The sequence below is a fragment of the Halomonas sp. B23F22_10 genome, assembly GCF_043496975.1.
Taxonomy (GTDB): domain Bacteria; phylum Pseudomonadota; class Gammaproteobacteria; order Pseudomonadales; family Halomonadaceae; genus Halomonas; species Halomonas smyrnensis.
The window spans coordinates 205,951-229,308 of the sequence record NZ_JBIEKF010000004.1; the positions used below are offsets into that span (position 1 = coordinate 205,951).

General features: G+C 65.5%; 20 protein-coding genes and 1 pseudogene. 16 read left to right on the forward strand and 5 right to left on the reverse strand.

The genetic code is table 11. The features are described from left to right. Nucleotides 1-140: 140 nt before the first annotated feature. A complete protein-coding gene (locus ACGTNF_RS10730) occupies nt 141-917 on the forward strand; it encodes an HAD family acid phosphatase (protein WP_394601711.1) in 777 nt (258 codons plus the stop codon). 40 nt (nt 918-957) lie between these two features. Here the strand turns inward: ACGTNF_RS10730 and ACGTNF_RS10735 are convergent, their stop codons facing one another. Beyond that, on the reverse strand, nt 958-1,887 hold the full coding sequence (locus tag ACGTNF_RS10735; protein ID WP_394601712.1) for an ion transporter: 930 nt from the start codon (nt 1,885-1,887) through the stop codon (nt 958-960). Between the two features lie 51 nt (nt 1,888-1,938). After that, on the reverse strand, nt 1,939-2,814 hold the full coding sequence (locus ACGTNF_RS10740; protein ID WP_394601714.1) for a CYTH domain-containing protein: 876 nt from the start codon (nt 2,812-2,814) through the stop codon (nt 1,939-1,941). Nucleotides 2,815-2,923: 109 nt separating this feature from the next. On the opposite strand from ACGTNF_RS10740, the gene ACGTNF_RS10745 reads away from it, so the two are divergent. From ACGTNF_RS10745 to glrR, 6 genes are all read left to right on the forward strand, one after another. Continuing rightward, nucleotides 2,924-3,604: a TIGR00153 family protein gene (locus tag ACGTNF_RS10745; protein WP_016853548.1), complete on the forward strand. Its 681-nt coding sequence runs from the start codon at nt 2,924-2,926 to the stop codon at nt 3,602-3,604. Nucleotides 3,605-3,663: 59 nt separating this feature from the next. After that, entirely contained in the window at nt 3,664-4,929 is a 1,266-nt protein-coding gene (locus ACGTNF_RS10750; protein WP_394601715.1) for an inorganic phosphate transporter, read from the forward strand. Between the two features lie 249 nt (nt 4,930-5,178). Beyond that, nucleotides 5,179-6,492: an amino-acid N-acetyltransferase gene (gene argA, locus ACGTNF_RS10755; RefSeq protein WP_394601716.1), complete on the forward strand. Its 1,314-nt coding sequence runs from the start codon at nt 5,179-5,181 to the stop codon at nt 6,490-6,492. 783 nt (nt 6,493-7,275) lie between these two features. Continuing rightward, the gene (locus ACGTNF_RS10760; protein WP_394601717.1) at nt 7,276-8,745 is read left to right on the forward strand and encodes a sensor histidine kinase; all 1,470 of its coding nucleotides are present in this window, start codon (nt 7,276-7,278) and stop codon (nt 8,743-8,745) included. Between the two features lie 20 nt (nt 8,746-8,765). Continuing rightward, entirely contained in the window at nt 8,766-9,308 is a 543-nt protein-coding gene (locus tag ACGTNF_RS10765) for a hypothetical protein (RefSeq protein WP_016853552.1), read from the forward strand. Nucleotides 9,309-9,323: 15 nt separating this feature from the next. Further along, entirely contained in the window at nt 9,324-10,718 is a 1,395-nt protein-coding gene (glrR, locus tag ACGTNF_RS10770; RefSeq protein WP_026068254.1) for a two-component system response regulator GlrR, read from the forward strand. A gap of 10 nt (nt 10,719-10,728) precedes the next feature. Here the strand turns inward: glrR and xseA are convergent, their stop codons facing one another. Together xseA and ACGTNF_RS10780 are read right to left on the reverse strand one after the other, a co-directional pair. Continuing rightward, nucleotides 10,729-12,075, reverse strand: a complete 1,347-nt coding sequence (xseA, locus tag ACGTNF_RS10775; protein ID WP_394601719.1) for an exodeoxyribonuclease VII large subunit — start codon at nt 12,073-12,075, stop codon at nt 10,729-10,731. A 75-nt stretch (nt 12,076-12,150) separates the two neighbouring features. Further along, nucleotides 12,151-13,206 (reverse strand): AbrB family transcriptional regulator, encoded by a 1,056-nt coding sequence (locus ACGTNF_RS10780; RefSeq protein ID WP_394601720.1) that lies wholly within the window; start codon nt 13,204-13,206, stop codon nt 12,151-12,153. 270 nt (nt 13,207-13,476) lie between these two features. On the opposite strand from ACGTNF_RS10780, the gene guaB reads away from it, so the two are divergent. The 5 genes from guaB (at nt 13,477) to ACGTNF_RS10805 (ending at nt 19,759) form a co-directional block, all read left to right on the forward strand. Next, nucleotides 13,477-14,946: an IMP dehydrogenase gene (gene guaB, locus ACGTNF_RS10785; protein ID WP_026068255.1), complete on the forward strand. Its 1,470-nt coding sequence runs from the start codon at nt 13,477-13,479 to the stop codon at nt 14,944-14,946. A gap of 120 nt (nt 14,947-15,066) precedes the next feature. After that, nucleotides 15,067-16,644 (forward strand): glutamine-hydrolyzing GMP synthase, encoded by a 1,578-nt coding sequence (gene guaA, locus ACGTNF_RS10790; RefSeq protein WP_394601722.1) that lies wholly within the window; start codon nt 15,067-15,069, stop codon nt 16,642-16,644. A 611-nt stretch (nt 16,645-17,255) separates the two neighbouring features. Then, nucleotides 17,256-18,020, forward strand: a complete 765-nt coding sequence (locus ACGTNF_RS10795) for a hypothetical protein (RefSeq protein ID WP_394601723.1) — start codon at nt 17,256-17,258, stop codon at nt 18,018-18,020. A 106-nt stretch (nt 18,021-18,126) separates the two neighbouring features. Beyond that, nucleotides 18,127-18,981, forward strand: coding sequence for a TIR domain-containing protein (locus tag ACGTNF_RS10800; RefSeq protein ID WP_394601724.1), 855 nt, complete (start codon nt 18,127-18,129; stop codon nt 18,979-18,981). A 184-nt stretch (nt 18,982-19,165) separates the two neighbouring features. Continuing rightward, complete coding sequence (locus ACGTNF_RS10805) at nt 19,166-19,759, forward strand: hypothetical protein (RefSeq protein WP_394601725.1); 594 nt, start codon at nt 19,166-19,168, stop codon at nt 19,757-19,759. 228 nt (nt 19,760-19,987) lie between these two features. Here the strand turns inward: ACGTNF_RS10805 and ACGTNF_RS16285 are convergent. After that, a pseudogene (locus ACGTNF_RS16285) lies at nt 19,988-20,212 on the reverse strand (IS3 family transposase); the annotation flags it as partial. 172 nt (nt 20,213-20,384) lie between these two features. Between ACGTNF_RS16285 and ACGTNF_RS10815 the strand changes: the two are divergent. The 4 genes from ACGTNF_RS10815 to ACGTNF_RS10830 all read left to right on the forward strand — a co-directional run bounded on the left by ACGTNF_RS10815 (nt 20,385) and on the right by ACGTNF_RS10830 (nt 23,305). Further along, nucleotides 20,385-20,534 carry a hypothetical protein gene (locus ACGTNF_RS10815; protein WP_394601728.1) on the forward strand — a complete coding sequence of 50 codons (150 nt, stop codon included), beginning with the start codon at nt 20,385-20,387 and terminating at the stop codon, nt 20,532-20,534. Nucleotides 20,535-20,665: 131 nt separating this feature from the next. Next, the gene (gene bla, locus ACGTNF_RS10820) at nt 20,666-21,565 is read left to right on the forward strand and encodes a class A beta-lactamase (protein WP_394601729.1); all 900 of its coding nucleotides are present in this window, start codon (nt 20,666-20,668) and stop codon (nt 21,563-21,565) included. Nucleotides 21,566-22,085: 520 nt separating this feature from the next. After that, nucleotides 22,086-22,976 (forward strand): HTH domain-containing protein, encoded by an 891-nt coding sequence (locus ACGTNF_RS10825; protein ID WP_394601731.1) that lies wholly within the window; start codon nt 22,086-22,088, stop codon nt 22,974-22,976. Nucleotides 22,977-23,179: 203 nt separating this feature from the next. Continuing rightward, nucleotides 23,180-23,305: a hypothetical protein gene (locus ACGTNF_RS10830; RefSeq protein ID WP_272943079.1), complete on the forward strand. Its 126-nt coding sequence runs from the start codon at nt 23,180-23,182 to the stop codon at nt 23,303-23,305. Nucleotides 23,306-23,358 lie beyond the last annotated feature (53 nt).

A 23,358-nucleotide genomic window follows, 5' to 3' on the forward strand; every position in this document is an offset into this window, starting at 1 on the left:
CGCCGGCAGTGGCGCCTCCGGGGATTATTTGAACAGTTGATTAAAATAAAATATGATCGAATCGATTTTCTTCGATAACAAGGCGTAATCGGGTGCGAGTCGATGTCGTGTCCGAGCGCGCCGACGACAAGGAGAACTCCATGCCGATGTCCGCTTACCATCGTGCCGGCGGTGCCGCCGTCCTGGCCGGCCTGATGGCCCTGCCGCTGGCCGCACCGGTGGCCGCCGATGATTCCATGGTCTGCGCCCAGGCGGCCTATGCGATGGGCCTGCGCTACCAGCAGCAGTCCGCCGAGGTGGCGGCGCTGCAGCGCCAGGGCTTCGCGCTCGCCCGCTATCGCCTCGAGGACCGCCTCGAGGCGCTGGGCGAGGATGCCGCCCCGGCGATCATCACCGACCTCGACGAGACGGTGCTGGACAACAGCGCGCTGCTGGCCCGTGACATGGGCGAGTGCCACGACTTCACCACCTGGGACACCTGGAAGCACTGGGAGCGTGAGGGCGAGCCGCGCCTGATCCCCGGCGCCGAGGGCTTCCTGGACTATGCCGACGAGCACGGCGTGGCCATCTACTACGTCTCCGACCGCTACCAGGAGAACGAGGCCGACACCATCGCGACCCTGGAGGCCCTGGGCCTGCCCCAGGTGTCCGAGGACAGCGTCATGCTGCTGGGGCCGCCCAAGGCCGAGCGTCGCGCCAAGGTGGAAGAGGGGCATACCCTGGTGATGCAGCTCGGGGACTCCCTGCACGACTTTTCCGGCGAGTTCGCCGATGCCGATCTCGACGCTCAGCAGGCTCTCGTCGAGCAGAACGCCGAGCGCTTCGGTCAGGACTGGATCGTGTTCCCCAACGCCGGTTACGGTGACTGGAGCGAGGCCGAGCTGGACGCCTGGGAGGCGCCGCTGGAGACCGAGTGAGTCGGCCGCGACGAGAACGCGCCCGCGAGACGCCCCGGGATCACTCCCGGGGCGTCTTTGTGTCCGGGGGGGCGTCGTTCGGAGTCTCGTCGTCGGAGGGCTCGTCGTGGGCCTCTTCGCGTGGGTCGGGGGTGTTCTCGTCGAGCCAGGTGCCGCACTTGAGGCAGTAGCGGGCCTTCTTCTCGTGGCGGTCGTGGCCGCAGCCTGGGCAGGCCTCGTCGGAGTAGCGGTCGGCGCGGATCGAGCGGATCACCTCGGCGGAGAAGACCCCGGTGGGCACGGCGATGATCGCGTAGCCGATCAGCATCACCATCATCGAGATGGCCTGGCCCAGCGGGGTGACCGGGGTGATGTCGCCGTAGCCCACCGTGGTCAGGGTGACCACGGCCCAGTAGATGGCGGTGGGAATGCTGGTGAAGCCGGCCTCCGGTGGCTCGATCAGGTAGATCAGCGAGGCGAAGATGGTCACCAGCATCAGCACGGTGAACAGGAACAGGAAGATCTGATGGCTGCTGCGCACCAGCGCGCCGATCAGCAGCCGCCCCTCGCCGACGAACTCCATCAGCCGCAGGACCCGGAAGATGCGCAGGGTGCGCAGCAGGCGCACCACCACCAGCGACTGGGCGCCGGGCACCACCAGCGCCAGCCAGGTGGGCAGGATGGCGACGAGGTCGATGACGCCGTAGAAGCTCTTGAGATACTGCCAGGGCCGCTCGAGGCAATAGAGGCGGATGATCAGCTCGGCGGTGAACAGCAGCGTGAAGCCCCACTCGAAGCGCCGGAACCACACGCCGTAGTCGGCATCCAGCTGCGCCACGCTCTCCAGCATCACCACCAGCACGCTGGCCAGGATGACGCCGATCAGGGCGATGTCGAAGCCCTTGGCCTGCGGTGTGTCGGACTCGAAGATGATCTGGAACACCCGGGTGCGCAGGCCGCCCGCGGCGGGCTTGAAGCGATCGTGATTCACGGCGTTCCCTCGTGCTGTTCGCCCGCGACGGGCGGCGTCCCTGGCCCGGGGTCAGCCCAGCGCGACCGCCTCGGGCAGGCGTCGCGACAGGGCAAGCAGCTGACTGCCGGTGTCGGCGGTCAGCCAGTCATCGTGGCTCAGCGCCGCGGCCAGCCGGCCGGCGAGCCGGCCCTCCTCGCGGGTGTCGCCGAGCGCGTCGGCCAGCCGCCGGAGTGCCTCGCGGGCGGCCTCGCGGAAGGCCTCGTCGCCGGTGTCGGCGTGGGCGTCCAGCGCCACCACGGCGCGGTGCAGCCAGGCGGGCGCCGAGCCGCCCTCGGGCAGCGTCCAGCCGCCGGCGAGCAGGGCGCCGCCGCGGGCGGCCTTGCTGGTGTCCGAGGGGCGCAGCGGCACGTTTTCGGCCAGGGACTCGGCGAGCTCGAGCAGTGCCGCGGGCTCGCCGGCCTTGAGCTCGAGCTCCAGTTCGCGGATCGGGGCGGTGCGGTCGTCGCTCTTGATCTCGCCGAGGTCGAGGGCGATCTCGACGCTGGTGCCGTCGCGCTCCCACCACCAGGTCTCGCGTGCGAAATCGGTGGCGAAGCGCGGCACGAGCTCGCCCAGCACGCCTTCACCGAGCGCCTCGATCGGCGGCAGGTCGGCCAGCCGGGCCAGGTCGAGCCCCGGTCCCATCACTTCCCACTCCCATTCGCCTCGGGTCGAGAGGCCGCCGCTGCCCTGGCCGCTGGTCTTCAGCGTCTGCAGGATACGGCCGTCGGCGTGACGCAGCCGCAGCGCCATGCGCTCGGCTTCCAGGCGCCCGTCGGGGGTGTCGAAGTAGGTGTTGCCGAGGCGCGTGGTGCGGGGTTCGAGGCCGGCCAGTCGCGGATGCCGGCGCAGCGCTTCCGGGCCCGACGGGGCCAGGGCGAGTTTCAGTTCGATCTCTTTTGCCATCGAAGGACTGCCTTATTTGCATGTTCGTGAAGATTAGATGATTTTCTCATGACGCCGGCTTAGGCAGTCACTATACTGACGCCGCCATTTCCAAGTGCCTAGATGCCCCATGGTGACATCCAATCCCTTCTCCGCGATGTTCGGTCGCTCGCCATTCCAGCCGCTGCTGGCTCATATCGTCAAGGTCAGCGACTGTTCGGAAGCCCTGCTGCCGTTCTTCGAGGCTACGCTCACGGGAGACTGGCAGGAAGCCGCCCGACAGCGCGAGTCGATCACTCGGCTCGAGCATGAGGCCGACGAGCTCAAGACCGAGCTGCGCCTCAATCTGCCCAATACCATGTTCCTGCCGGTGTCGCGCTCCGACCTGCTGGACCTGATCAGCGTCCAGGATCAGATCGCCAACAAGGCGCGCGACATCACCGGCATCATGCTGGGTCGCAGCATGCAGGTGCCCGAGGTGCTCGCGCAGCCGATGCGCGACTACATCCGCACCTCGGTGGCCTGCGTGGCCCAGGCCCGCGAAGCCCTGGAAGAGCTCAAGGACCTGCTCGAATCCGGCTTCGGTCGCAATGCCTCCGATGTGATGCAGACGCTGATCCGCGAGCTGCACACCCTGGAGCAGCAGACCGACGAGCAGCAGGTCGCCATCCGCCGCCAGCTCTTCACGCTCGAGAGCGAGCTGCCGCCGGTGGACGTGATGTTCCTCTACAAGATCATCGACTGGGTCGGTGAACTGTCCGATCGCGCCGAGCGCGTCGGCAGTCGCCTTCAGATCATGACGGCCAACTGAGCGGGATCCTCCCGCAGCGACAACCGCCACCTTCTGACCCGATACAAGGTTTCCGTCCTATGTCGATCATCGCGCAATACGGCGACATCTTCATCATTCTCGCCTGTGCCTTCGGTTTCTTCATGGCCTGGGGCGTCGGTGCCAACGACGTGGCCAACGCCATGGGCACCTCCGTCGGTTCCAAGGCCATCACCATCAAGCAGGCGATCATCATCGCCGTGATCTTCGAGTTCCTCGGCGCCTGGCTGGCCGGTGGCGAGGTTACTCAGACCATCCGCAAGGGCATCATCGATCCGGCCCTGCTCGAGAACGATCCGCAGTTGCTGGTCTACGGCATGCTGGCCTCGCTACTGGCGGCCGCGACCTGGCTGCTGATCGCCTCCATGCGCGGCTGGCCGGTGTCCACCACCCACTCCATCGTCGGCGCCATCGTCGGCTTCGCCATGGCCGGTCTCGGCATGGAGGCCGTGGGCTGGGCCAAGGTCGGCCAGATCGCCGCCAGCTGGGTGGTGTCGCCGCTGATGTCGGGCTCGATCGCCTTCATGCTGTTCAAGTCCGTGCAGCACCTGATCTTCGAGAACCGTGATCCCTTCGCGGCGGCCAAGCGCTTCGTGCCGATGTACGTGTTCCTGGTCGGCTTCATCGTCGCCATGGTGACCCTGACCAAGGGGCTCAAGCACGTCGGTCTCGAGCTCGGCTTCGGCGAGAGCCTGTTCTATGCGGTCCTGTTGGGCATCGTGGTGATGCTGCTCGGCGGCCTGCTCGAGCGCCGCGTGGGCGCCGAGAAGCGCAAGGGCGACGCCTTCGGCTTCGACGGCGTGGAGCGCGTGTTCGGCGTGCTGATGCTGTTCACCGCCTGTGCCATGGCCTTCGCCCACGGCTCCAACGACGTGGCCAACGCCGTCGGCCCGCTGGCCGCGGTGATCGGCGTGATCTACAGCGATGGCGTGATCGGCGGCGATTCGTTGATCCCCTGGTGGGTGCTGGTGCTCGGCGGCGGCGGCATCGTCGTCGGCCTGGTGACCTACGGCCACAAGGTCATCGCCACCGTCGGTACCGGCATCACCGAGCTGACCCCGAGCCGCGGCTTTGCCGCCACGCTCGCGGCCGCCACCACCGTGGTGCTGGCCTCCGGCACCGGCCTGCCGATCTCCACCACCCACACCCTGGTCGGTGCGGTGCTGGGCGTGGGCCTGGCCCGCGGCATGGCGGCGCTCAACCTGCGCGTGATCGGCACCATCGTGATGTCGTGGTTGATCACCCTGCCGGCCGGCGCGATCCTGGCGATCATGTTTTTCTTCATGTTCAAGGGCATGTTCGGCTAAGCGCGGCGATTGGCTGCTGCGCTCGATATCCTGGCCGCCAGCGGTACTCGGGATCCTCATTTACGATCAAGTAAACTGCGGTTCCTGCGTTCCGGTGGCGGCCAGCCTATCTTCGCTCGCGACGCCAATCCTTCGCGCTTAGCGTGTCTGATTGGCGATGGACGGCGGCACCGCAAGGTGCCGCCGTTTTTTTGCGTCTGGTATAGTCAAGGCTCTCATTTCCCCTCATCTGCTGCCGGAGCGCGGCCCTTGGACACTCGTTTTCCCTTCGTCGACTGGTTCCGCAATTCCTCGCCGTATATCAACGCGCACCGAGGATGTACCTTCGTCATCCTGATCGAGGGCGAGGCCGTGGCGCAGGGCCGAGGCGAGCAGCTGATCCAGGACCTGGCGCTGCTGCATACCCTGGGCGTGCGCCTGGTGGTGGTGCTGGGCATCCGCCCCCAGGTGGAACGGGCCCTGACCGAGGGCGGCATCACGCCGCGGCGTCATGACGGGCGCTGGGTGGCCGACGAGGCGATCATGGCCCGGGTCGAGCGAGTGGCCGCCGAGCAGCGTCTGTGGCTGGAGTCACGGCTGTCGCTGGGGCTGCCCAATACCCCGCTGCACGGCGTGGAGATGACGGTGGTCTCGGGCAATCTGGTGATGGCCAAGCCGCTGGGCGTGCGCGACGGCATCGACTTCGATCGCAGCGGCGAGGTGCGTGGCGTTCGCCACGAGGCGATCCGCGGCCTGCTGGACCAGCGTTCGCTGGTGTTGCTGCCGCCGCTGGGGTATTCCAGCACCGGCGAGGTCTTCGACCTGGATGCCGCCGAGGTCGCGCGCCATACCGCCACGGCGCTGTCCGCGGACAAGCTGATCCTGCTCGGTGAGGCCAGCGGCCTGTGCGACGAGGGCGGCCAGCTGCGCCGCCAGCTGGCACCGGTCGAGGCCGAGCCGCAGCTGGCGGCCGCCGAGGCCGGCAGCGAGCTGGCCCGCCATCTGGGCGCGGCCATCGGCGCCGCCCGCCACGGCGTGGCGCGCACGCATCTGCTGTCGTGGCAGGATCACGACGCCCTGCTCGGCGAGCTGTTCACCCGCGATGGCGTGGGCACCATGATCACCCAGCATCGCTACGAACAGCTGCGTCGCGCCGGGATCGACGACATCGGTGGCCTGCTGGAGCTGCTCGAGCCGCTGGAGCGACGCGGCATGCTGGTGCCGCGCTCGCGGGAGCGCCTGGAGTATGAAATCGACGACTACGTGGTCATCGAGCGCGACGGCATGGTGATCGGCTGTGCCGCGCTGCACGCCTTTGCCGAGGCGCGCATGGGCGAGCTGGCCTGCGTCGCGGTGCACGGCGACTACCGCGGCGGCGCCCGGGGCGACCTGCTGCTCGGCGAGGTCGAGCGGCTGGCCCGCTCGCGCGGCATCGAGGCGCTGTTCGCGCTGACCACGCATACCGCGCACTGGTTCTTCGAGCACGGCTTCGCCCTGGCCGGCATCGACGACCTGCCGCCTCTCAAGCGCGAGGCCTATAACCAGGCTCGCCAGTCCAAGATCCTGATCAAGTCGCTCATCTGAACGCTATTCGGCCCTTGGTGTCGCCCGATGCCATCACGCCGGTCGCCGAATGTCTCCAGATAGAGACGATATAAAGCACTGTTTCGACAGTGCTTTTTGTTTTCCAGGGAAATGGCGTCGCCATAAGGCAACGAAAATGCCCGTCTGATGCCGCCGTGGAGGAGGCCCCGTCGGGCGTGCCAGTCTTGGTATTTCTATAACTTTATGATTTTTATGGACTGCTGGTTTTTTGGCATGGGTTTGGCAATACTCAGGGCGAGCAAGCGGAAGGCGGTTCAAACGGCTCGAACCGCTTTCCGGTCGCCGGGAGGCAGATGACGACACTGCCCTGTGCCCTGGCCTCACGGCGACCAACGTCTGCTCCAGCGATGTGTGACTTTAGGTTGCGATGAGACGGTACCGACGACCTCGTCATGGATGGGTACCGATAGGGCAAGGATGCCCTGGCAAGGATGCCTCCCCCCGATAGGGGGACGAATTGCACGGCCGCGCCCCGGCGGGGCCGTCAGAGGAAGCGAGGCGGTGAGCCGCCTCAGGAATCCTCCCTGACTGAATGGGGATTCCGCCGCTTCATGGGCCTTCGGGCTCCGGGAAATGATCGAACGACGCCCAGTCGTCGGTCGAACGGTTTCCCACCCCTTCAGTTCCCTGCGTATTGGGCCGGCTATGCCGGCCTTTTTTTTGCCTTTCCGGCCCCACTGAAGCACGGGTGACAGGCCGAACTCTGGTATTCTCGGGTAAACGATAGTGGTTGCCGACTCACTCCTTTTCCGAACGCTGGCCATGACATCTGCCGTTTCACGCCGCTGGCGGCCGCGCTCGCTGCTTCAGCTGGTGCTGCTCGCCTTTCTGATGGTGATGCTGCCGCTGGCCGTGCTGATGTTTCAGGCCGGACAGGCGCTCTCCGAACTCTCGCGCCTGGCCGATCAGAGCGCGCGACAGGCCGTGGACGAGACTCGCCGCGCCCGCACGCTGGGCGCCCTGGCGCTCGAGATGGAGCGTGGCGCCCGGCAGTATGCCGTGCTCGAGCAGGAGAGCCTGCTCGAGATCTTCGACGATCGCCTGGCGGAATATCGCCGCCTGCTGGCCAAGCAGCGCGAGCTGCTGCCCGATGACCCCGACGTCGAGGCGCTGTCCGGACAGCTCGACCGTCTCGCCGAGCTGCCGGAGCTGCCGCTGGAGGCGTTCCAGCGGCGGCTGACGGACTTCCTGCCCTTCGCCGAGCATACCGAGGCGATGCGTCACGCCACCAACCGGCGCATCGACGACCGCCTGGACGTGATCCGCGAGCGCGCCGAGACCGTACAGCATCGCCTGTGGTGGCAGACCGCGGCGCTGGTCTCGGCCAGCCTGATCCTGATGCTGCTGTTCACGCGTCTGATCGTGCGGCCGGTGCGCCAGCTCGAGCGGCGCATCCTGAGTATCGGCAGCACCGGCAAGACGGCCCGGCCGACGCTTGTGCAGGGGCCCGCCGAACTGGTCAGCCTCGACGAGCGGCTCGACTGGCTGTCCTCGCGGCTCGGCGAGCTGGAGGAGCAGAAACAGCAGTTCCTGCGCCACATGTCACACGAGCTCAAGACGCCGCTGGCCAGCGTTCGTGAAGGCTCGGCCCTGCTGGCCGACGGCGTGGCCGGTGAGCTCACCCGCCATCAGCGCGAGATCCTGGAGCTGATCGACGCCAGCGGCAGCGAACTGCAGCAGCTGATCGAGCAGCTGCTCGACTACAACCTGCTGCAGCACAGTCAGCGTCTCGAGCTCGAGCGGCTCGACGTCGCCACCGTGGTCAAGGAGGTGCTGGCCAAGCACCATCTGGCGCTGCAGCAGAAGGGCATGGCGGTGCACTGTTTCGACGGTCCGCGGACCTGGCGACTCGATCGCACGGCCACGGCCCGCGTCCTCGACAACCTGATCTCCAACGCCATCGCCTACGGCGAGGACGGCGGAGAGCTGGAGATTCGCGCCCGTGCCACCCAGGACTGGCTGATCGTCGAGGTGGCCAACAGCGGTGAACCGATTCCCAAAGAAGATCGGAGCCGGCTGTTCGAGGCCTTCTATCAAGGGCGCATTCGCCGCAAGGGCGCGCTCAAGGGCTCCGGTATCGGGCTGTCGGTGGCTGCCGACTGCGCACGGCTGCAGCACGGCCAGCTGACGCTGGTGGAAGACGACCGCCTGGCGGTGTGTTTCCGCCTGTCGCTGCCGCGTCCGGCCCCGGAAGCCGATCAACAGAAAACGCTAGCCGCTCCGGCGGAATAAGCCGACGCAAGGAACGATTCATGATGATCCCACGCCCCCTGCTGCTGTGCCTGCTATCGGCCGGACTGACCGGCTGTCAGTGGCTGCCCGCGCAGCTGTCGGGACAGCCCCGCGAGCCCGCGGTAGAGGAACATGCCGGCTGCTACGCCGAGATCCCCGACTTCGGCGAGCCGGCCTGCCTGCTGGAAGAGTGGGTGGCCCTGGGCCTCGCCTCCCAGCGTGGCGACCGTGAATGGCGCGATGTCACGCTCATGCGCGTCTCCGGCGACTCGCACGATCAGCGCCTGGCCCGGGCCGTGGTGATGGCCTGGGGCAACGAGCGTGAGTGGACCCAGGCCTCCGAACTGTTCAAGGCCGACCTCCACACGGCCCCCTCGCGGCTGCAGCCGCTGCTGCGCTACTGGCTCAACGAGCTGGAAGGGCGTCGCGCCCTGGGCCAGCGCCTGGAAGAGAGCCGTCAGGAACGCCTGGCGGTGGAGGAAGAGAAGGCCGCGCTGGACGAGAAGCTGGACGCTCTCACCGATATCGAGCGAAACATCAACTCGCGACAGCAGACCGAGTAAGCGGGAGACACGAACATGATGCCAAGCGGAAGCCCTCAAGCTCCGAATCAGGGAGCCAACATCCTGCTGGTGGATGACGACCCCAGCCTCCTCAAGCTGCTGGGCATGCGCCTGGAAAGCCGTGGCTATCGGGTGACCACCGCCGAGAGCGGACGCGCGGCCCTCAAGCACCTGGACGCCGGCAGCCCGGACCTGGTGCTCTCCGACATGCGCATGGACGAGATGGACGGCCTGGCGCTGTTCCAGGAGATCCAGCGCCGGCTGCCCGGCCTGCCGGTGATCATCCTCACCGCCCACGGCTCGATTCCCGACGCCGTGAGCGCGACCCGTCAGGGCGTGTTCGGCTTCCTGACCAAGCCGGTGGATCGCGAGGAGCTGTTCACCACCATCGACGAGGCGCTGAGCCAGTCCAGCGCCGCCGGCGGCAGCGACGGCGACGATCGCTGGCGCGAGGCGATCATCACCCGCAGCCCCGAGATGGAGCGGCTGCTCGAGCAGGCGCGGATGGTGGCCACCTCCGACGTCAGCGTGCTGGTCACCGGCCCCTCCGGCTCGGGCAAGGAGCTGATGGCCGAGGCGATCCACAAGGCCAGCCCCCGCGCCGACAAGCCGTTCGTCGCCATCAACTGTGGCGCGCTGCCCGAGCAGCTGCTGGAGAGCGAGCTGTTCGGCCACGCCAAGGGTGCCTTCACCGGCGCGATCAGCGAGCACAAGGGCCTGTTCCAGGCGGCCGACGGCGGCACCCTGTTCCTCGACGAGATCGGCGACATGCCGCTGCCGCTGCAGGTCAAGCTGCTGCGCGCCCTGCAGGAGCGCCAGATCCGCCCGCTGGGCTCCACCACCTCGGTGCCGATCGACGTGCGGCTGATCTCGGCCACCCATCGCGACCTGGGCCAGGCGATGCACGACGGCGAGTTCCGCGAGGACCTCTTCTACCGCCTCAACGTGGTCAACCTCAAGCTGCCGCCGCTCAAGGAGCGCGCCGAGGACGTGCCGCTGCTGGCCAAGCACCTGGTGGCCCAGGCCGCCGAGCGTCACAAGCCGTTCGTGAAGGGCTTCTCGCGCGAGGCCCTCAACCTGCTGGCGGGCTGCGCCTGGCCCGGCAACGTGCGCCAGCTGGTCAACGTGGTCGAGCAGTGCGTGGCCCTGACCAGCGCGCCGATGATCCCCGAGGCGCTGGTCGCCCAGGCGCTGGCCGCCGAGGACAATGCGCTGCCCACCTTCAGCGATGCCCGCGCCGGCTTCGAGCGCAGCTACCTGATCAAGGTGCTCAAGATCACCGAGGGCAACGTGACCCAGGCCGCACGCATCGCCGGGCGCAATCGCACCGACTTCTACAAGCTGCTGGCGCGCCACGAGCTGGAGCCCTCGACCTTCAAGCCGGGCACCGCGCAGAGCGAGGCGTCCTGAGGCGAAAGCGTCAGTCGGCGTCCTCGTCGGGCAGCACCTCGAGGGCCAGTCGGCCCTCGCCGAGCCGCGCCGCCAGGCGCTCCCCGGGCCGGGTATCCGCCGCATGGCGGATCACCCGGCCTTCGTCGTTCTCGAGGATGGCATAGCCGCGGCCCAGCACCGCCAGCGGGCTGACCGCCTGCAGCTCGCGGGCGACGGCACCCAGCCGTTCGCGGTGATGGGCCAGCGCCCGGGGCATGGCCTGGTGCAGGCGCTGACGGGCCTGCGTCAGGCGCCGGGTCTCCTGCTCGAGGCGGCGCTCGGGCGAGCGCAGCGCCAGGCGCCGCCCGAGTTGCGCCTGGTGGCGGCGGGCGGCCGCCAGCCGTGCCTGCATGGCCCGCCGTAAACGCCCCTCCAGCTGCTCCAGCTGACGCCGCCGGAAGGCCAGCACCTCGCCGGGGTGGCGCAGCCGTGCGCCCAGGTGATCGAGCCGCTGGGCCTCGGTATCGAGCCGGGCGCGCTGGGCGCGGGTCAGTCGCTGCTCGAGCGCCCGCAGGCGCTGTGTGAGTTCGCGGGCATCGGGCACCAGCTGCTCCGCCGCCGCCGAGGGCGTGGGCGCGCGGCGGTCGGCGGCGAAGTCGGCCAGCGTCGTGTCGACCTCGTGGCCCACCGCCGACATCACCGGCAGCCGCGAATGGAAGATCGCCCGGGCCAGGTGCTCGTCGTTGAAGGCCCACAGGTCCTCGAGGCTGCCGCCGCCGCGGGTGATCAGGATGGCATCGCGCGCCGGGTCCAGCGCCGACTGACGGTTGAGCAGGCCCAGCGCGGCGATCATCGCCGGCGTCGCCTCGCGGCCCTGCACCGGCACCGGAATCAGCGTCACCTGGGCCAGCGGCCAGCGCGCCGCCAGCACCGCCAGCACGTCGCGGATCGCCGCCCCGGTGGGCGAGGAGAGCACCAGCAGGTGGCGTGGCGGATAGGGCAGGGCGCGGGTGTTGGCGAACACCCCCTCGGCGTCGAGCCTGGCCTTGAGGCGCTCATAGGCCGCCAGCAGTTCGCCTTCGCCCGTCGCCTGTACCGCCTCGGCGATCAGCTGGTAGTCGCCACGCGGCTCGAACAGCGACACCCGGCCGCGCACCTTGACCCGGTCGCCGTCGCGCATCGGCGCGGCGACGAAGCGCGCGCGTGTGCGGAACAGCGCGCAGCGCAGCTGGGCCCGCTCGTCCTTGAGGGTGAAGTAGACGTGGCCCGACGAGGGCCGCGATACGCCGGACAGCTCGCCCTCGACCCAGACGTCGCCGACATCCTGTTCCAGCGCCTGGCGGGCGCGGCGGTTGAGTTCGCTGACCGAGAGGGCGGTGTCGTCGCTGGGGGGCATGGGCATCCTGAGTGGGAAAGGGGCGGTGGCAGAGCGCCGGCGCCTCGTACTGTAGCGGATGCCCGAGACTCGCCGCTAGGCGGGCGGCGGCGCCAGGCGCTTCAGCAGCGCCGGCAGGACCAGCACCAGCACGCTGATGCGCAGCAGGTGGTGGGTGGTCACGAAGGCCGGGTCGATGCCCAGCGTCAGCGCCACCAGGCTCAGCTCCGGGGCGCCGCCCGGCATGTAGGCGAGCAGGGCGGCGGCGGGAGAATAGCCGGTCAGCAGATGGCCGATCCAGGCGGCCAGCACGGCGATCGCCAGCAGCACCAGGGCCTGGCCGACGGCCATCACCAGCGTATGGCCGACCCGGGCCAGCGAGGTGCCGGCGAAGCGCACGCCCACCGAGATGCCGATCAGCACCTGGGCCAGGGCCAGCAGCGTCGGCGGCACCGCGGCGTGGGTGACGCCGGAGAGGTGCAGTGCCGCCGACACCAGCGCCGGGCCGAACAGCAGCGCGTTGGGCAGGCGCAGCAGGCGCGCCAGCCAGATGCCGCCGAGGCCGGCGGCCACGAGCCAGGCGGCATCGATGGGGGCGGGCAGCCACAGCCACTGTGCGAGGTCCGGCGTGGCGCCGGCCAGGTCGACGTGGCCGATCGCCTGCAGCACCGGGGGGATCGCCACCAGCAGCACCAGGATGCGCACCGCATGGGTCATGCCCACCACCCGCAGGTCGGCGCCGGAGGCCATGGCCATCACCGTGACCGTGGAGACCCCGCCCGGCACGCCGGCGTACAGCGACGTCTCCCGCGTGTGGCCGGCCACGCGCTGCGAGAACCACACCGAGAAGGCCATCATCACCGCCGTGGCCACCAGCATCACCGCCAGGCTCAGGTTCCACAGGCCCAGGTCGCCGGACAGCTGCGGCGTGAAGGCCGAGCCCAGCATCACCCCGATCACCACCAGCACGCCCTTGCGGCCGCGGCCCGGCGAGCGCAGCCGCACCCCGGCCAGGCTCGTCACGGTGGTGGCGATCATGGCGCCGAGCAGCCACGGCAGCGGCAGGTTGACGGCGAAGGCCAGCGCCCCGCCGGCGATGCCGAGGAAGAGGGTGGGCAGGAAGCGCAGCAGGGCGGCAAGGGTGGAGGGCAAGCGATATCCTTCAGGAGAGCGGTAAGTTCATGAGAAGGCTAAACAGTATACCGGCGAGCGCCGAGTCGGGCGACAGGGGCTGTGATCCGCCTCGGGCGGGCGTGAATCCCCCAGCGCCGCGACGCCTTCCTGGCCCGCTGGCGCCGAGAGTTCCGGCGCGACGACTGAGGGCGAATCGCTCCCCGGATTGCCGGAAAGCGGCCCGCGGCGTTATAATGGTCGATTAACTTCATCGCCCTCCCTCCACCAGCGCACTGGGTGTTGCCGACTATGCTACGTATGGCCCAAGAAGCTCTTACGTTCGATGACGTATTACTCGTTCCCGGCTATTCGGAGGTCCTGCCCAAGGACGTCAGCCTCCGGACACGCCTGACCCGCGACCTATACCTCAACATCCCGCTCCTCTCCGCCGCCATGGACACCGTGACCGAGGCTCGCCTGGCCATCGCGATGGCGCAGGAAGGGGGCATCGGCATCATCCACAAGAGCATGACCATCACCCAGCAGGCCGCCGAGGTGCGCAAGGTCAAGAAGCACGAGAGCGTGATCGTGAAGGATCCGGTCACCGTCGGCGCCAAGGCCAAGCTGGCCGACCTGCTGGCCATGGCCCGCGAGCACGGCTTCTCCGGCTTCCCGGTGGTGGAAGGCGAGACCCTGGTGGGCATCGTCACCGAGCGTGACATGCGCTTCCAGCCCAACCACGGCGACAGCGTGGCCGACATCATGACCCCGCGCGAGAAGCTGGTCACCGTGGCCGAGGGCACCGAACTCTCCGTGATCAAGGGCAAGATGCAGGAGCACCGCGTCGAGAAGATGCTGGTGGTGGACGACGAGTTCCGCCTGCGCGGCCTGGTCACCTTCCAGGACATCGAGAAGGCCCGCACCTTCCCCAATGCCGCCAAGGATGAGGACGGCCGCCTGCTGGTCGGCGCCGCCGTCGGCACCGGCCCCGAGACGCCTGACCGCATCGCCGCCCTGGCCGAGGCCGGCGTCGACGCCATCATCGTCGATACCGCCCACGGCCACTCCCGCGGCGTGATCGACCGCGTCGCCTGGGTCAAGGAGCACTTCCCGAAGATCCAGGTGATCGGCGGCAACATCGCCACCGCCGAGGCGGCCAAGGCGCTGGCCGAGGCCGGCGCCGACGGCGTCAAGGTCGGCATCGGCCCCGGCTCCATCTGCACCACCCGCGTCGTCGCCGGCGTCGGCGTGCCGCAGATCACCGCCGTCTCCAACGTCGCCGCGGCGCTCAAGCCCTACGACATCCCGCTGATCGCCGACGGCGGCATCCGCTTCTCCGGCGACCTGGCCAAGGCCATCGCGGCCGGCGCCAGCGCGGTGATGGTCGGCGGCCTGCTGGCCGGCACCGAGGAGGCCCCGGGCGAGGTCGAGCTCTACCAGGGCCGCACCTACAAGGCCTACCGCGGCATGGGTTCCATGGGCGCCATGTCCCAGACCCAGGGCTCCAGCGACCGCTACTTCCAGGACAAGGACGCCGGCGTCGAGAAGCTGGTGCCGGAAGGCATCGAAGGCCGCGTGCCCTACAAGGGCGTGATGGGCGCCATCGTCCACCAGATGATGGGCGGCCTGCGCGCCTCCATGGGCTACACCGGCTGCGCCAGCATCGACGAGATGCGCACCAAGCCGGAGTTCGTGAAGATCACCGGCGCCGGCTTCAACGAGTCCCACGTCCACGACGTGCAGATCACCAAGGAAGCCCCGAACTATCGTGCCGGCTGATGCCAGCCTGACGCCGTAGAACGATGAGCTGGAAGCGCGCCGCCGGGCGGCTTCCAGCTTTTCGCTTCCGGCCCGCGAAATTTGCTCCCCGTTTTGCCCGCCTCGTATAGGAATGGCCAGATGACCGACATTCACGCCCACAAGATCCTGATCCTCGACTTCGGCTCCCAGTACACCCAGCTGATCGCCCGCCGGGTCCGCGAGATCGGCGTCTACTCCGAGATCCGCGCCTTCGACATCACCGAGGAAGAGATCCGCGAGTACGCCCCCAACGGCATCATCCTCGCCGGCGGCCCGGAATCCGTCACCGAGCTGGGCTCGCCCCGCGCCCCCCAGTGCGTGTTCGAGATGGGCCTGCCGGTGCTCGGCATCTGCTACGGCATGCAGACCATGGCCGAGCAGCTCGGCGGCGCCGTGGAAGGCTCCAACAAGCGCGAGTTCGGCTACGCCCAGGTGCGCCTCGACGTCGAGACCGCGCTGTTCAAGGACATGGCCGACCACATCGACTCCGAGACCGGCAAGAGCCTGCTCGACGTGTGGATGAGCCACGGGGACAAGGTCGCCCAGGTGCCGGACGCGTTCAGCGTGATCGCCTCCACCCCGAGCTGCCCGATCGCCGCCATGGCCTGGGAAGAGAAGCGCTTCTACGGCGTGCAGTTCCACCCCGAGGTGACCCACACCCTGCAGGGCCAGCGCATCCTCGAGCACTTCGTGCTGGATATCTGCCAGAGCGAGCGCAACTGGACCCCGGCCCAGATCATCGAGGACCAGATCGCCCGCGTGCGCGAGCAGGTCGGCGACCGCCACGTGCTGCTGGGCCTCTCCGGCGGCGTGGACTCCTCCGTGGTCGCGGCGCTGCTGCACAAGGCCATCGGCGACCAGCTCACCTGCGTGTTCGTCGACAACGGCCTGCTGCGCAAGGACGAAGGCAACCAGGTGATGGAGACCTTCTCCCAGCACATGGGCGTGCGCGTGATCCGCTCCGACGCCGAAGACCTGTTCCTCGGCAAGCTCGAGGGCGTGGCCGACCCGGAAGAGAAGCGCAAGATCATCGGCAACACCTTCATCGACGTGTTCGACGAGCAGGCCGCCAAGATCGAAGGCGTGGACTTCCTCGCCCAGGGCACCATCTACCCGGACGTGATCGAGTCCGCCGCCTCAAAGACCGGCAAGGCCCACGTCATCAAGTCGCACCACAACGTCGGCGGCCTGCCCGAGACCATGAAGCTCAAGCTGGTCGAGCCGCTGCGCGAGCTGTTCAAGGACGAGGTGCGCAAGCTCGGCGTCGAGCTCGGCCTGCCCTACGACATGGTCTACCGCCACCCCTTCCCGGGGCCGGGCCTGGGCGTGCGCATCCTCGGCGAGGTGAAGAAGGAATACGCCGACATCCTGCGCGAGGCCGACGCCATCTTCATCGAGGAGCTGCACAACGCCGGCTGGTACCACAAGACCAGCCAGGCCTTCGCCGTCTTCCTGCCGGTGAAGTCGGTGGGCGTGGTCGGCGACGGCCGCCGCTACGAGTGGGTCATCGCCCTGCGCGCCGTGGAGACCATCGACTTCATGACCGCCCGCTGGGCGCACCTGCCCTACGAGCTGCTGGAGAAGGTCTCCAATCGCATCATCAACGAGCTCTCCGGCGTCTCCCGCGTCACCTACGACGTGAGCAGCAAGCCGCCCGCGACGATCGAGTGGGAGTGATCGCCAGGGCAGGGCGGCCGAGCGCCGCCTAGCCCTAAGCAGCACCCGTGTCATACGAAAGCCTGCCGTTATCGGCAGGCTTTTTTGTTGCCAAACGTAACCCAGCTAAGATTAACTAGGCTTCAGTGGCCCAGGCTGTGGCCGATAAAACGGATCAGGAAAGCACAATGCGAAAGGAGTCGCAGGGAAAGGATGTGATCCCCGGGCGGTAGCGTGTCCTCCTTTCTACCCGTGTTATACCGCCGGCACGATGATTGGTGTTATGACGCCTAGGTATGATTAGTTTGTAGGGAAATCAGCGGGTTAGGCTTTCATTGGCGTGTGGTATAACACGAATGAACGTGCCGGCACGTTCAAGTGGATAAACGTGCCGGCTATCTAATACCTGTTAGCCCCTCCTTTGGACATATAGATTTCTGACTTAAAATCAACCGCTATCAAAAGCGCAGAAAGAAAGGCTGGCGAAACTTGAGCCACAGCTGAGGTCGTGTGTGGGAGCCGCTAATCTGAATCGAGCCAAGAAGATAACAGCCCAAATCCAAGAATTGTTGCGGCCAACTGGTCATGAAACTCGCATTCTCCAAGCTAAAAACTGGCTTTATGAGACTGCAATGGAAGCCGGCAGCTTGACGTTCGCCAAAATGGGGTTTGAGGGAGCAATAAAGAAAAGCAGCTCGAGAACACGGCTAAACCTTGAAGCGACCTCTCTTCTAGCAATTTGCTATCTGCGAGAGGGCAACCTGGAAAAGTCTCGAGACATGATTGTCAGAGCCGTAAAGAACATCAGCAACATTAAGTCTCCAGATAGAAGGAAGCAGTTCCACAGGCGCCTAATTGAGAGGCTCGAAGAAGAAAGCATCCTAGTAGGTTTGAAGGAGGAATCAGGAGAGAAGCTTGATCTGGATGAAATTGATTATCAGTCAGTTCAGATTGTGATGACGAAATCCGAGGAGCAAATATATCTCGAAATGGGGCGGGCCGTTCCGCAACGATCAGTTGATCTGCTTAAGGATGTCAGAAATACCTATACTTTTCGGCTTTCAGGCCCTGACAGGGAAATGCTTCCACCTCCTATAACAGAGGAAAACAAGGAGGCACTCGGAAAACGTGCAAGTTCTGCCTTAAAGCGGGTTGCCTGGAGAGCTGTGTGTAGTTCCGATAGTGATATTTACAAAGCGTGGAGCCAAGGATTATCGGTTGTCTACGATAAAAAGTATATCGCCGGAGCCATAGTGGCGGCATTCAACTCTGCCAGCATCACTGTAGCAATGGTCGCTGCCAGTGCGGCCGCACTGGCGATCAAGTTTGGTGCAGAAGTCTTTTGCGAGACGTTTGCTCCTAGCTCTATTATGATCGACAGAAAAGATAAGAGCTAACAATCTGCTGCACGGTGACCGGTTTTCCGTCGCTTCGCGGCTCCAAACCGGCGCGTGAGTCAGGCGTTAGCTATCTAGAAAATGTCCGTTGATACACAGGAGAAACATGAAAGTTTTCATCAGTTGGTCAGGGGAGACCAGCAACAAGGTAGCAGAGGCTATTCGCGAATGGCTCCCGACGGTATTGCAGACAGTTAAGCCTTATTTTACGCCAAGCGACATTGAAAAGGGTACGCGCTGGTCGTCTGATATCGCACAAGAGCTTGATGACTCAATGGCCGGCATATTTTGTGTCACGAGCCAAAATCTCAACAGTCAGTGGCTTATGTTCGAGGCTGGAGCTATATCAAAGAAGGTGGAGCAATCGTTGGTTTGCCCCATTTTAATTGGACTAGAGAACTCCGACATCAGCGGTCCGCTCACCCAGTTCCAGACAACGTTGTTTGAAAAGTCTGACTTCAGGCGACTCGTGTCAGACCTAAATAAGGCCAATACATCAAATGTATTGGAAGAGGGTGTTCTAAACACAGTTTTCGAGAAGTTTTGGCCAGAGCTTGAATCGAGGATCAATGGGATAATCGAAGCAACTGGAGGCGGGGATGGTACCGCAACGGACCTTCGGTCAGACCGGGAGCTACTGGAGGAGGTGTTAGATCTATCGCGAGCTTTGGCTATCCAGAAGTCCGGTGGCTTCCAAGCGTATAAAGATCTGTTTCGTCTTATTTCCGAGTTTTTGTCAGCATATTACGTAATATTCGACATGGATTGGGAGCATACTAAGTCGTGTCTTGAGAGCCCTGAATATTTCATATCTCCGTCCGGCACATTTATCAATCCAAGAGTTGGCGACGAAGGGAATAACTGGGGTAACAGGCCTATGCTACTTAACTCATACCGTAAGCTTGTTGAGTACATTGAGAATAATGACATTGACATCCAGGCCAACCTGTACGGCAGCTAACAAACGCAGGCACGGCCAATCGGGGACAGACCCCAATTAATGCGTAATGTGGAAATTAGCAGGCCAATCGGGGACAGACCCCAATTAATGCGCTAAAAAATTGCTGTTGTTGGACAATTTTCATACCGCTTTGCAGCTCCAAAATTGCCGCAAAGCTTCGCGTTAAGAATATCAGGGAACGTGTATGAAGCGGTTTTGCCGATGGTTTATGGATGCTTGGCCCATTTGGGCAGCGGTATTGATCGTTGGAGCACACCGGGTGTCATTGCAGGCATTTCCACAAAAAGTAGAAGAAACGAACACGGTTTTTTCATTGGGGCTTCAAATTATCGGCGGATTGATGATTCTCTACTCGATTGACAGAAACCTCGATGCATTACGTGGTCAAAATATTTGGTTGCTAATTGGACGGTGGTTTCGAAACTGTCCTCTTTGGAGTAAGCCGAAAACCGTCCAAGTTTTCTTGAAAGCCGAAATTGGTGTTTCTGCTTCAGGTAGCGGTCGAGTAAAGCGTAGAGCGATTACCTTGGAGGAGAGAGTCGAGGAGCTTGAGCGTCAAGTTGATGAAGCCTACAAGGAGATGTACCAGAGGGAAGAGTCTGTCAAAGGCCTAGTATCTGATGTGAAAAATGAGCTTTTATCTAAAGTCGCTGAAAATCAAGCTGATATTAGAGGTGTCGAGGGTAAACTGGATAACACCACCCTTGGTGGATTAAAGCAGCAGGTATTTGGCGTATTGATCGTTATTTACGGAGCGCTATTAGGCCATATTTCTTAACCAGTTGTTGTGGTTTGTTCCGGGCTTGCGGTCCTCCACTGACGCCTACTACGCTGCGCTCCGTAGTCGCCGGTAAACAAAAGCGTTATGCAAGCCGGGACATAAAAAATGAGGGAAAAGGAATGAGGGACAGGTACTAATTAATCGGATCGGAAATCGTGGGCAGGCCCCAATTAACTGTACAGTGATGGTGTTCGCCTGACACATGCCCCCGTGGGCTCCCCATAGTTAAGCAGTGTTTTCTGCCGTTTTCCTGGGCTCCTTCTTTGCCCCCTTGGGGAGTCCTTTCTTGAAGACGGCATAGGGCGTCGTCCCCTTCATGTTGCGGCCCTGATGCGGCCGTTTCGTGTTGTAGACGATCAGATAATCGTCCAGGTCTTGCTGCATCTCTTCCAGGGCCTCGTACCACTTGGTGCGCCCCTGGATGCGGAAGTGCTCGTCCAAGAACCCAAGAACCAATCGGGGACAGACCCCAATTAATTCGGTGAGCAGCTGGAACGCCTGCTCGTAGGTGAGGACTGAGCGAACCAATCGGGGACAGACCCCAATTAATTCGGAGCTGATTCTCCGGCAGGCCGAGCTGCTATCGAATTGGTGGACATCTGACTGAAGGTGAGGGTTGAGCATGAAAGAACACGTCGCCAAGTCGACCCCCTTGACCCATTTTTCTCGCCACGCGACTGCTGAGCAGAAACAGGCGGTGCGTAACAAGGTGATCAGCAACGCCATTGCCCGCCAGAAGCGCGTCCTCGAGCAGGCCAAGGAACAGCTCTGACGGCAATCGTTGCTGCGTGTCCTGAGATAAACACCAATGGAACCCGCCCCCGGCGGGTTCTTTTTTGCCTCGCGCCTGTGCCCCGGCTACTCTGCTCGCTCTCTTTCCGTCGATTCCCCAGGAGCCCCACCATGCCGACCCTCTCACGCCGCCAGGTCCTCGGGACGATAAGCGCCGCCGGCGCCATGCTCGCCGCGGGCCAGCCGGCGTTCGCTAGTGCGTCCACTACATCCTCCGAGGCGAGTGATTTGGAGCGGCAGTTGGGCGAGCTGGAGCGTTCGGCCGACGACCGGGTGGGCGTGGCGCTGATGAACGTCGCCACCGGCGCGGTGGCGAGCCATCGCGGCGACGAGCGGTTCCTGTTCAACAGCACCGGCAAGTGCTTCATCGCCGCGGCGGTGCTGGCCCGGGTGGACGAGGGCCGCGAGACGCTGGATCGCCGCATCGTGATCGAGGAGGGCGATCTCACTGGGTGGACGCCGATCACCGAGAAGCGGCTGGGAGCGCCCGGCCTGACCGTGGCCGAGCTATGCCAGGCGGCGGTGGCCTGGAGCGACAACGCGGCGGCCAACGCGCTGATCGAGAGCGTCGGCGGGCCGGAGGCGGTCACCGCCTTCCTGCGCGCCATCGGCGACGACACCACCCGACTGGATCGCGTCGAGCCCGCGCTGAACACCCACGACCACCCGGGCGACGAGCGCGACACCACCACGCCGCTGGCGATGATGGCGACGCTGCGCACCCTGCTGCTGGGCGATGCCCTGTCGCCCTCGTCGCGGCACCAGCTCGCGTCCTGGATGATCGAGGGCAAGGTCGGTGACGCCCGGCTGCGCGCCGGCATGCCGTCGTCGTGGCTGGTGGGCGAGAAGACCGGCACCAACGGCGTGGGCAACGCCAGCGATATCGGCATCGCCTGGCCGGGCGATCGCGGCGCGGTGATCGCCGTCGCCTATACCTTCATGCCCAACGCGACCGGCGCCGAGCGCGACGAGACCATCGCCGCCGTCGGACGGCTGGCCGCCCGGGTATAATGTCGCCCGGCGTGCCATCGGGCAGGGGGCGAGGGCGCGACCGTGAACACCGCCGGGGCATGAGCGCGTCATGCCGCGCGCCATGAACGCAGCAACAAAAGGGGATGGGCGACCCATGAGCATCACATCGTTCGAGGCGTTGGCCTGCCCGCTGGACGGCGCTTCCTCGAGGCCGGCCACTATCGGCCATCGCCGAGGCGGTCGGCCGCCCCGTGCTGGCGGAAGCGCCGACCGGCGCCACGCTGAGCTGCCTGAACCAATCGGATACGGACCCTAATTTATCTTCGCATCCGCGCCCATAAGGCCCCCATCGAGGCTGGCACCGAGCCGCTGATGGGAGCCGTTCGGACTCGGCTTCGAGATCTGATGGTACTCTCTTGAACGAGAGTAATCGTTGGGTGGCAGGACAATCTTGCCGCCTTGCTCATTCGTGAGCCTGCTGGTGCCGGTGGGGAAGGGCAGGCACCATGCGTGGCATACACGGTGTATCGACGTGCGCCCACGGCGCCGGGAGGCCAGTATGACTCGTACCACTCGCCTGCAGGAGCTCATCCGTCTCCTGCGCCATCGCCAGGAGCCCATGCCCGGCCTCGCACTTGCCGAGGCGCTGGGCTGCTCGCTGCGCACCCTCTACCAGGAGATCGCCGTGCTGCGCGCGGTGGGGATCGAGGTAGTCAACGAGCCCGGCCAGGGTTATGTGCTGCCGCCCGAGGTCACGCTGCCGCCGCCGGCCCTGGCGGAGCCCGAGGCGGCTGGGCAGGGCGATGGTGCCTTGCCCGAGCCAGCACCCGCACCCGCCGAGCTGGTCTTCTATACCAATCCTCTCTCCCGTGGCGGCATCGTGCACTGGATGCTGGAGGAGCTCGGCGTCAATTATCGCACGGTGACGCTGGAGTACGGCGCCGCCATGAAGTCGTCGGAGTACATCGCCATCAACCCGTTGGGCAAGGTACCCGCCATCCGCCACGGTGACACCGTGGTGACCGAGGCCGCGGCCATCTGCGCCTACCTGGCCGATGCCTTCCCAGAGGCGGGGCTGGCTCCGCCGCCGGCCGCGAGGGGTGACTACTACCGCTGGCTGTTCCTCGCCGCCGGTCCGCTGGAGAGCGCCATCGCCCTCAACACTCTGGGCGTTACGCCCACCCCGGAGCAGGCAATGCGCTTGGGCTGCGGCGACTACTGGTCCCTCATGGAGACCCTGGCCGGCGCCGTGGCGAACAGGCCCTTCATCGCCGGTGACGCCTTCAGCGCGGCGGATGTCTACGTGGGCTCGCACATCGGCTGGGGCATGCAGTTCGGCACCCTGCCGCGCCGGCCCGAGTTTGAGGCCTACTGGGCCGGCCTGCGCGAGCGCCCGGCCCTTCGGCGCTGCGAGGCCTCGGTTGACCTGGCGTTGGCCGGCGGCGCCTGATTCTCCCTCAGGAACGGTGCAGCTCTGTAGGGGCACGTCACTCAACGGCGGGATCAGTTTTTTGCCTCGCGCCAGACCGCCCGGCGACTCTGCTCGCCGCGGGTCAGCCGGCATTTGCTAGCGTGTTCACCACGTCCGCCGGTGCGGCCGATCTCGAGCGGCAGTTGGGCGAGCTGGAGCGTTAGGCCGACGACCGCGTGGGCGTGGCGCTGATGAATGTGGCCACCGGCGCGGTGATCGCCGTCGCCTATACCTTCATGCCCGATGCGATCGGCGCCGAGCGCGACGAGACCATCGCCGCCGTCGGAAGGCTGGCCGCCCGCGTATAATGTCGCCCAGCGCGCCATCGGGCGGGGCCCGATGGCGCGACCGTGAACACGCC

What these genes read in the sequence shown, in the direction of transcription:
- ACGTNF_RS10730 (WP_394601711.1), top strand. Translation starts at nt 141, where the DNA reads ATGCCGATGTCCGCTTACCATCGTGCCGGCGGTGCCGCCGTCCTGGCC.
- ACGTNF_RS10740 (WP_394601714.1), bottom strand. Translation starts at nt 2,814, where the DNA reads ATGGCAAAAGAGATCGAACTGAAACTCGCCCTGGCCCCGTCGGGCCCG.
- ACGTNF_RS10745 (WP_016853548.1), top strand. Translation starts at nt 2,924, where the DNA reads ATGGTGACATCCAATCCCTTCTCCGCGATGTTCGGTCGCTCGCCATTC.
- ACGTNF_RS10750 (WP_394601715.1), top strand. Translation starts at nt 3,664, where the DNA reads ATGTCGATCATCGCGCAATACGGCGACATCTTCATCATTCTCGCCTGT.
- ACGTNF_RS10760 (WP_394601717.1), top strand. Translation starts at nt 7,276, where the DNA reads ATGACATCTGCCGTTTCACGCCGCTGGCGGCCGCGCTCGCTGCTTCAG.
- ACGTNF_RS10765 (WP_016853552.1), top strand. Translation starts at nt 8,766, where the DNA reads ATGATGATCCCACGCCCCCTGCTGCTGTGCCTGCTATCGGCCGGACTG.
- glrR (WP_026068254.1), top strand. Translation starts at nt 9,324, where the DNA reads ATGATGCCAAGCGGAAGCCCTCAAGCTCCGAATCAGGGAGCCAACATC.
- xseA (WP_394601719.1), bottom strand. Translation starts at nt 12,075, where the DNA reads ATGCCCCCCAGCGACGACACCGCCCTCTCGGTCAGCGAACTCAACCGC.
- guaB (WP_026068255.1), top strand. Translation starts at nt 13,477, where the DNA reads ATGCTACGTATGGCCCAAGAAGCTCTTACGTTCGATGACGTATTACTC.
- guaA (WP_394601722.1), top strand. Translation starts at nt 15,067, where the DNA reads ATGACCGACATTCACGCCCACAAGATCCTGATCCTCGACTTCGGCTCC.
- ACGTNF_RS10795 (WP_394601723.1), top strand. Translation starts at nt 17,256, where the DNA reads ATGGAAGCCGGCAGCTTGACGTTCGCCAAAATGGGGTTTGAGGGAGCA.
- ACGTNF_RS10800 (WP_394601724.1), top strand. Translation starts at nt 18,127, where the DNA reads ATGAAAGTTTTCATCAGTTGGTCAGGGGAGACCAGCAACAAGGTAGCA.
- ACGTNF_RS10805 (WP_394601725.1), top strand. Translation starts at nt 19,166, where the DNA reads ATGAAGCGGTTTTGCCGATGGTTTATGGATGCTTGGCCCATTTGGGCA.
- ACGTNF_RS10815 (WP_394601728.1), top strand. Translation starts at nt 20,385, where the DNA reads ATGAAAGAACACGTCGCCAAGTCGACCCCCTTGACCCATTTTTCTCGC.
- bla (WP_394601729.1), top strand. Translation starts at nt 20,666, where the DNA reads ATGCCGACCCTCTCACGCCGCCAGGTCCTCGGGACGATAAGCGCCGCC.
- ACGTNF_RS10825 (WP_394601731.1), top strand. Translation starts at nt 22,086, where the DNA reads ATGACTCGTACCACTCGCCTGCAGGAGCTCATCCGTCTCCTGCGCCAT.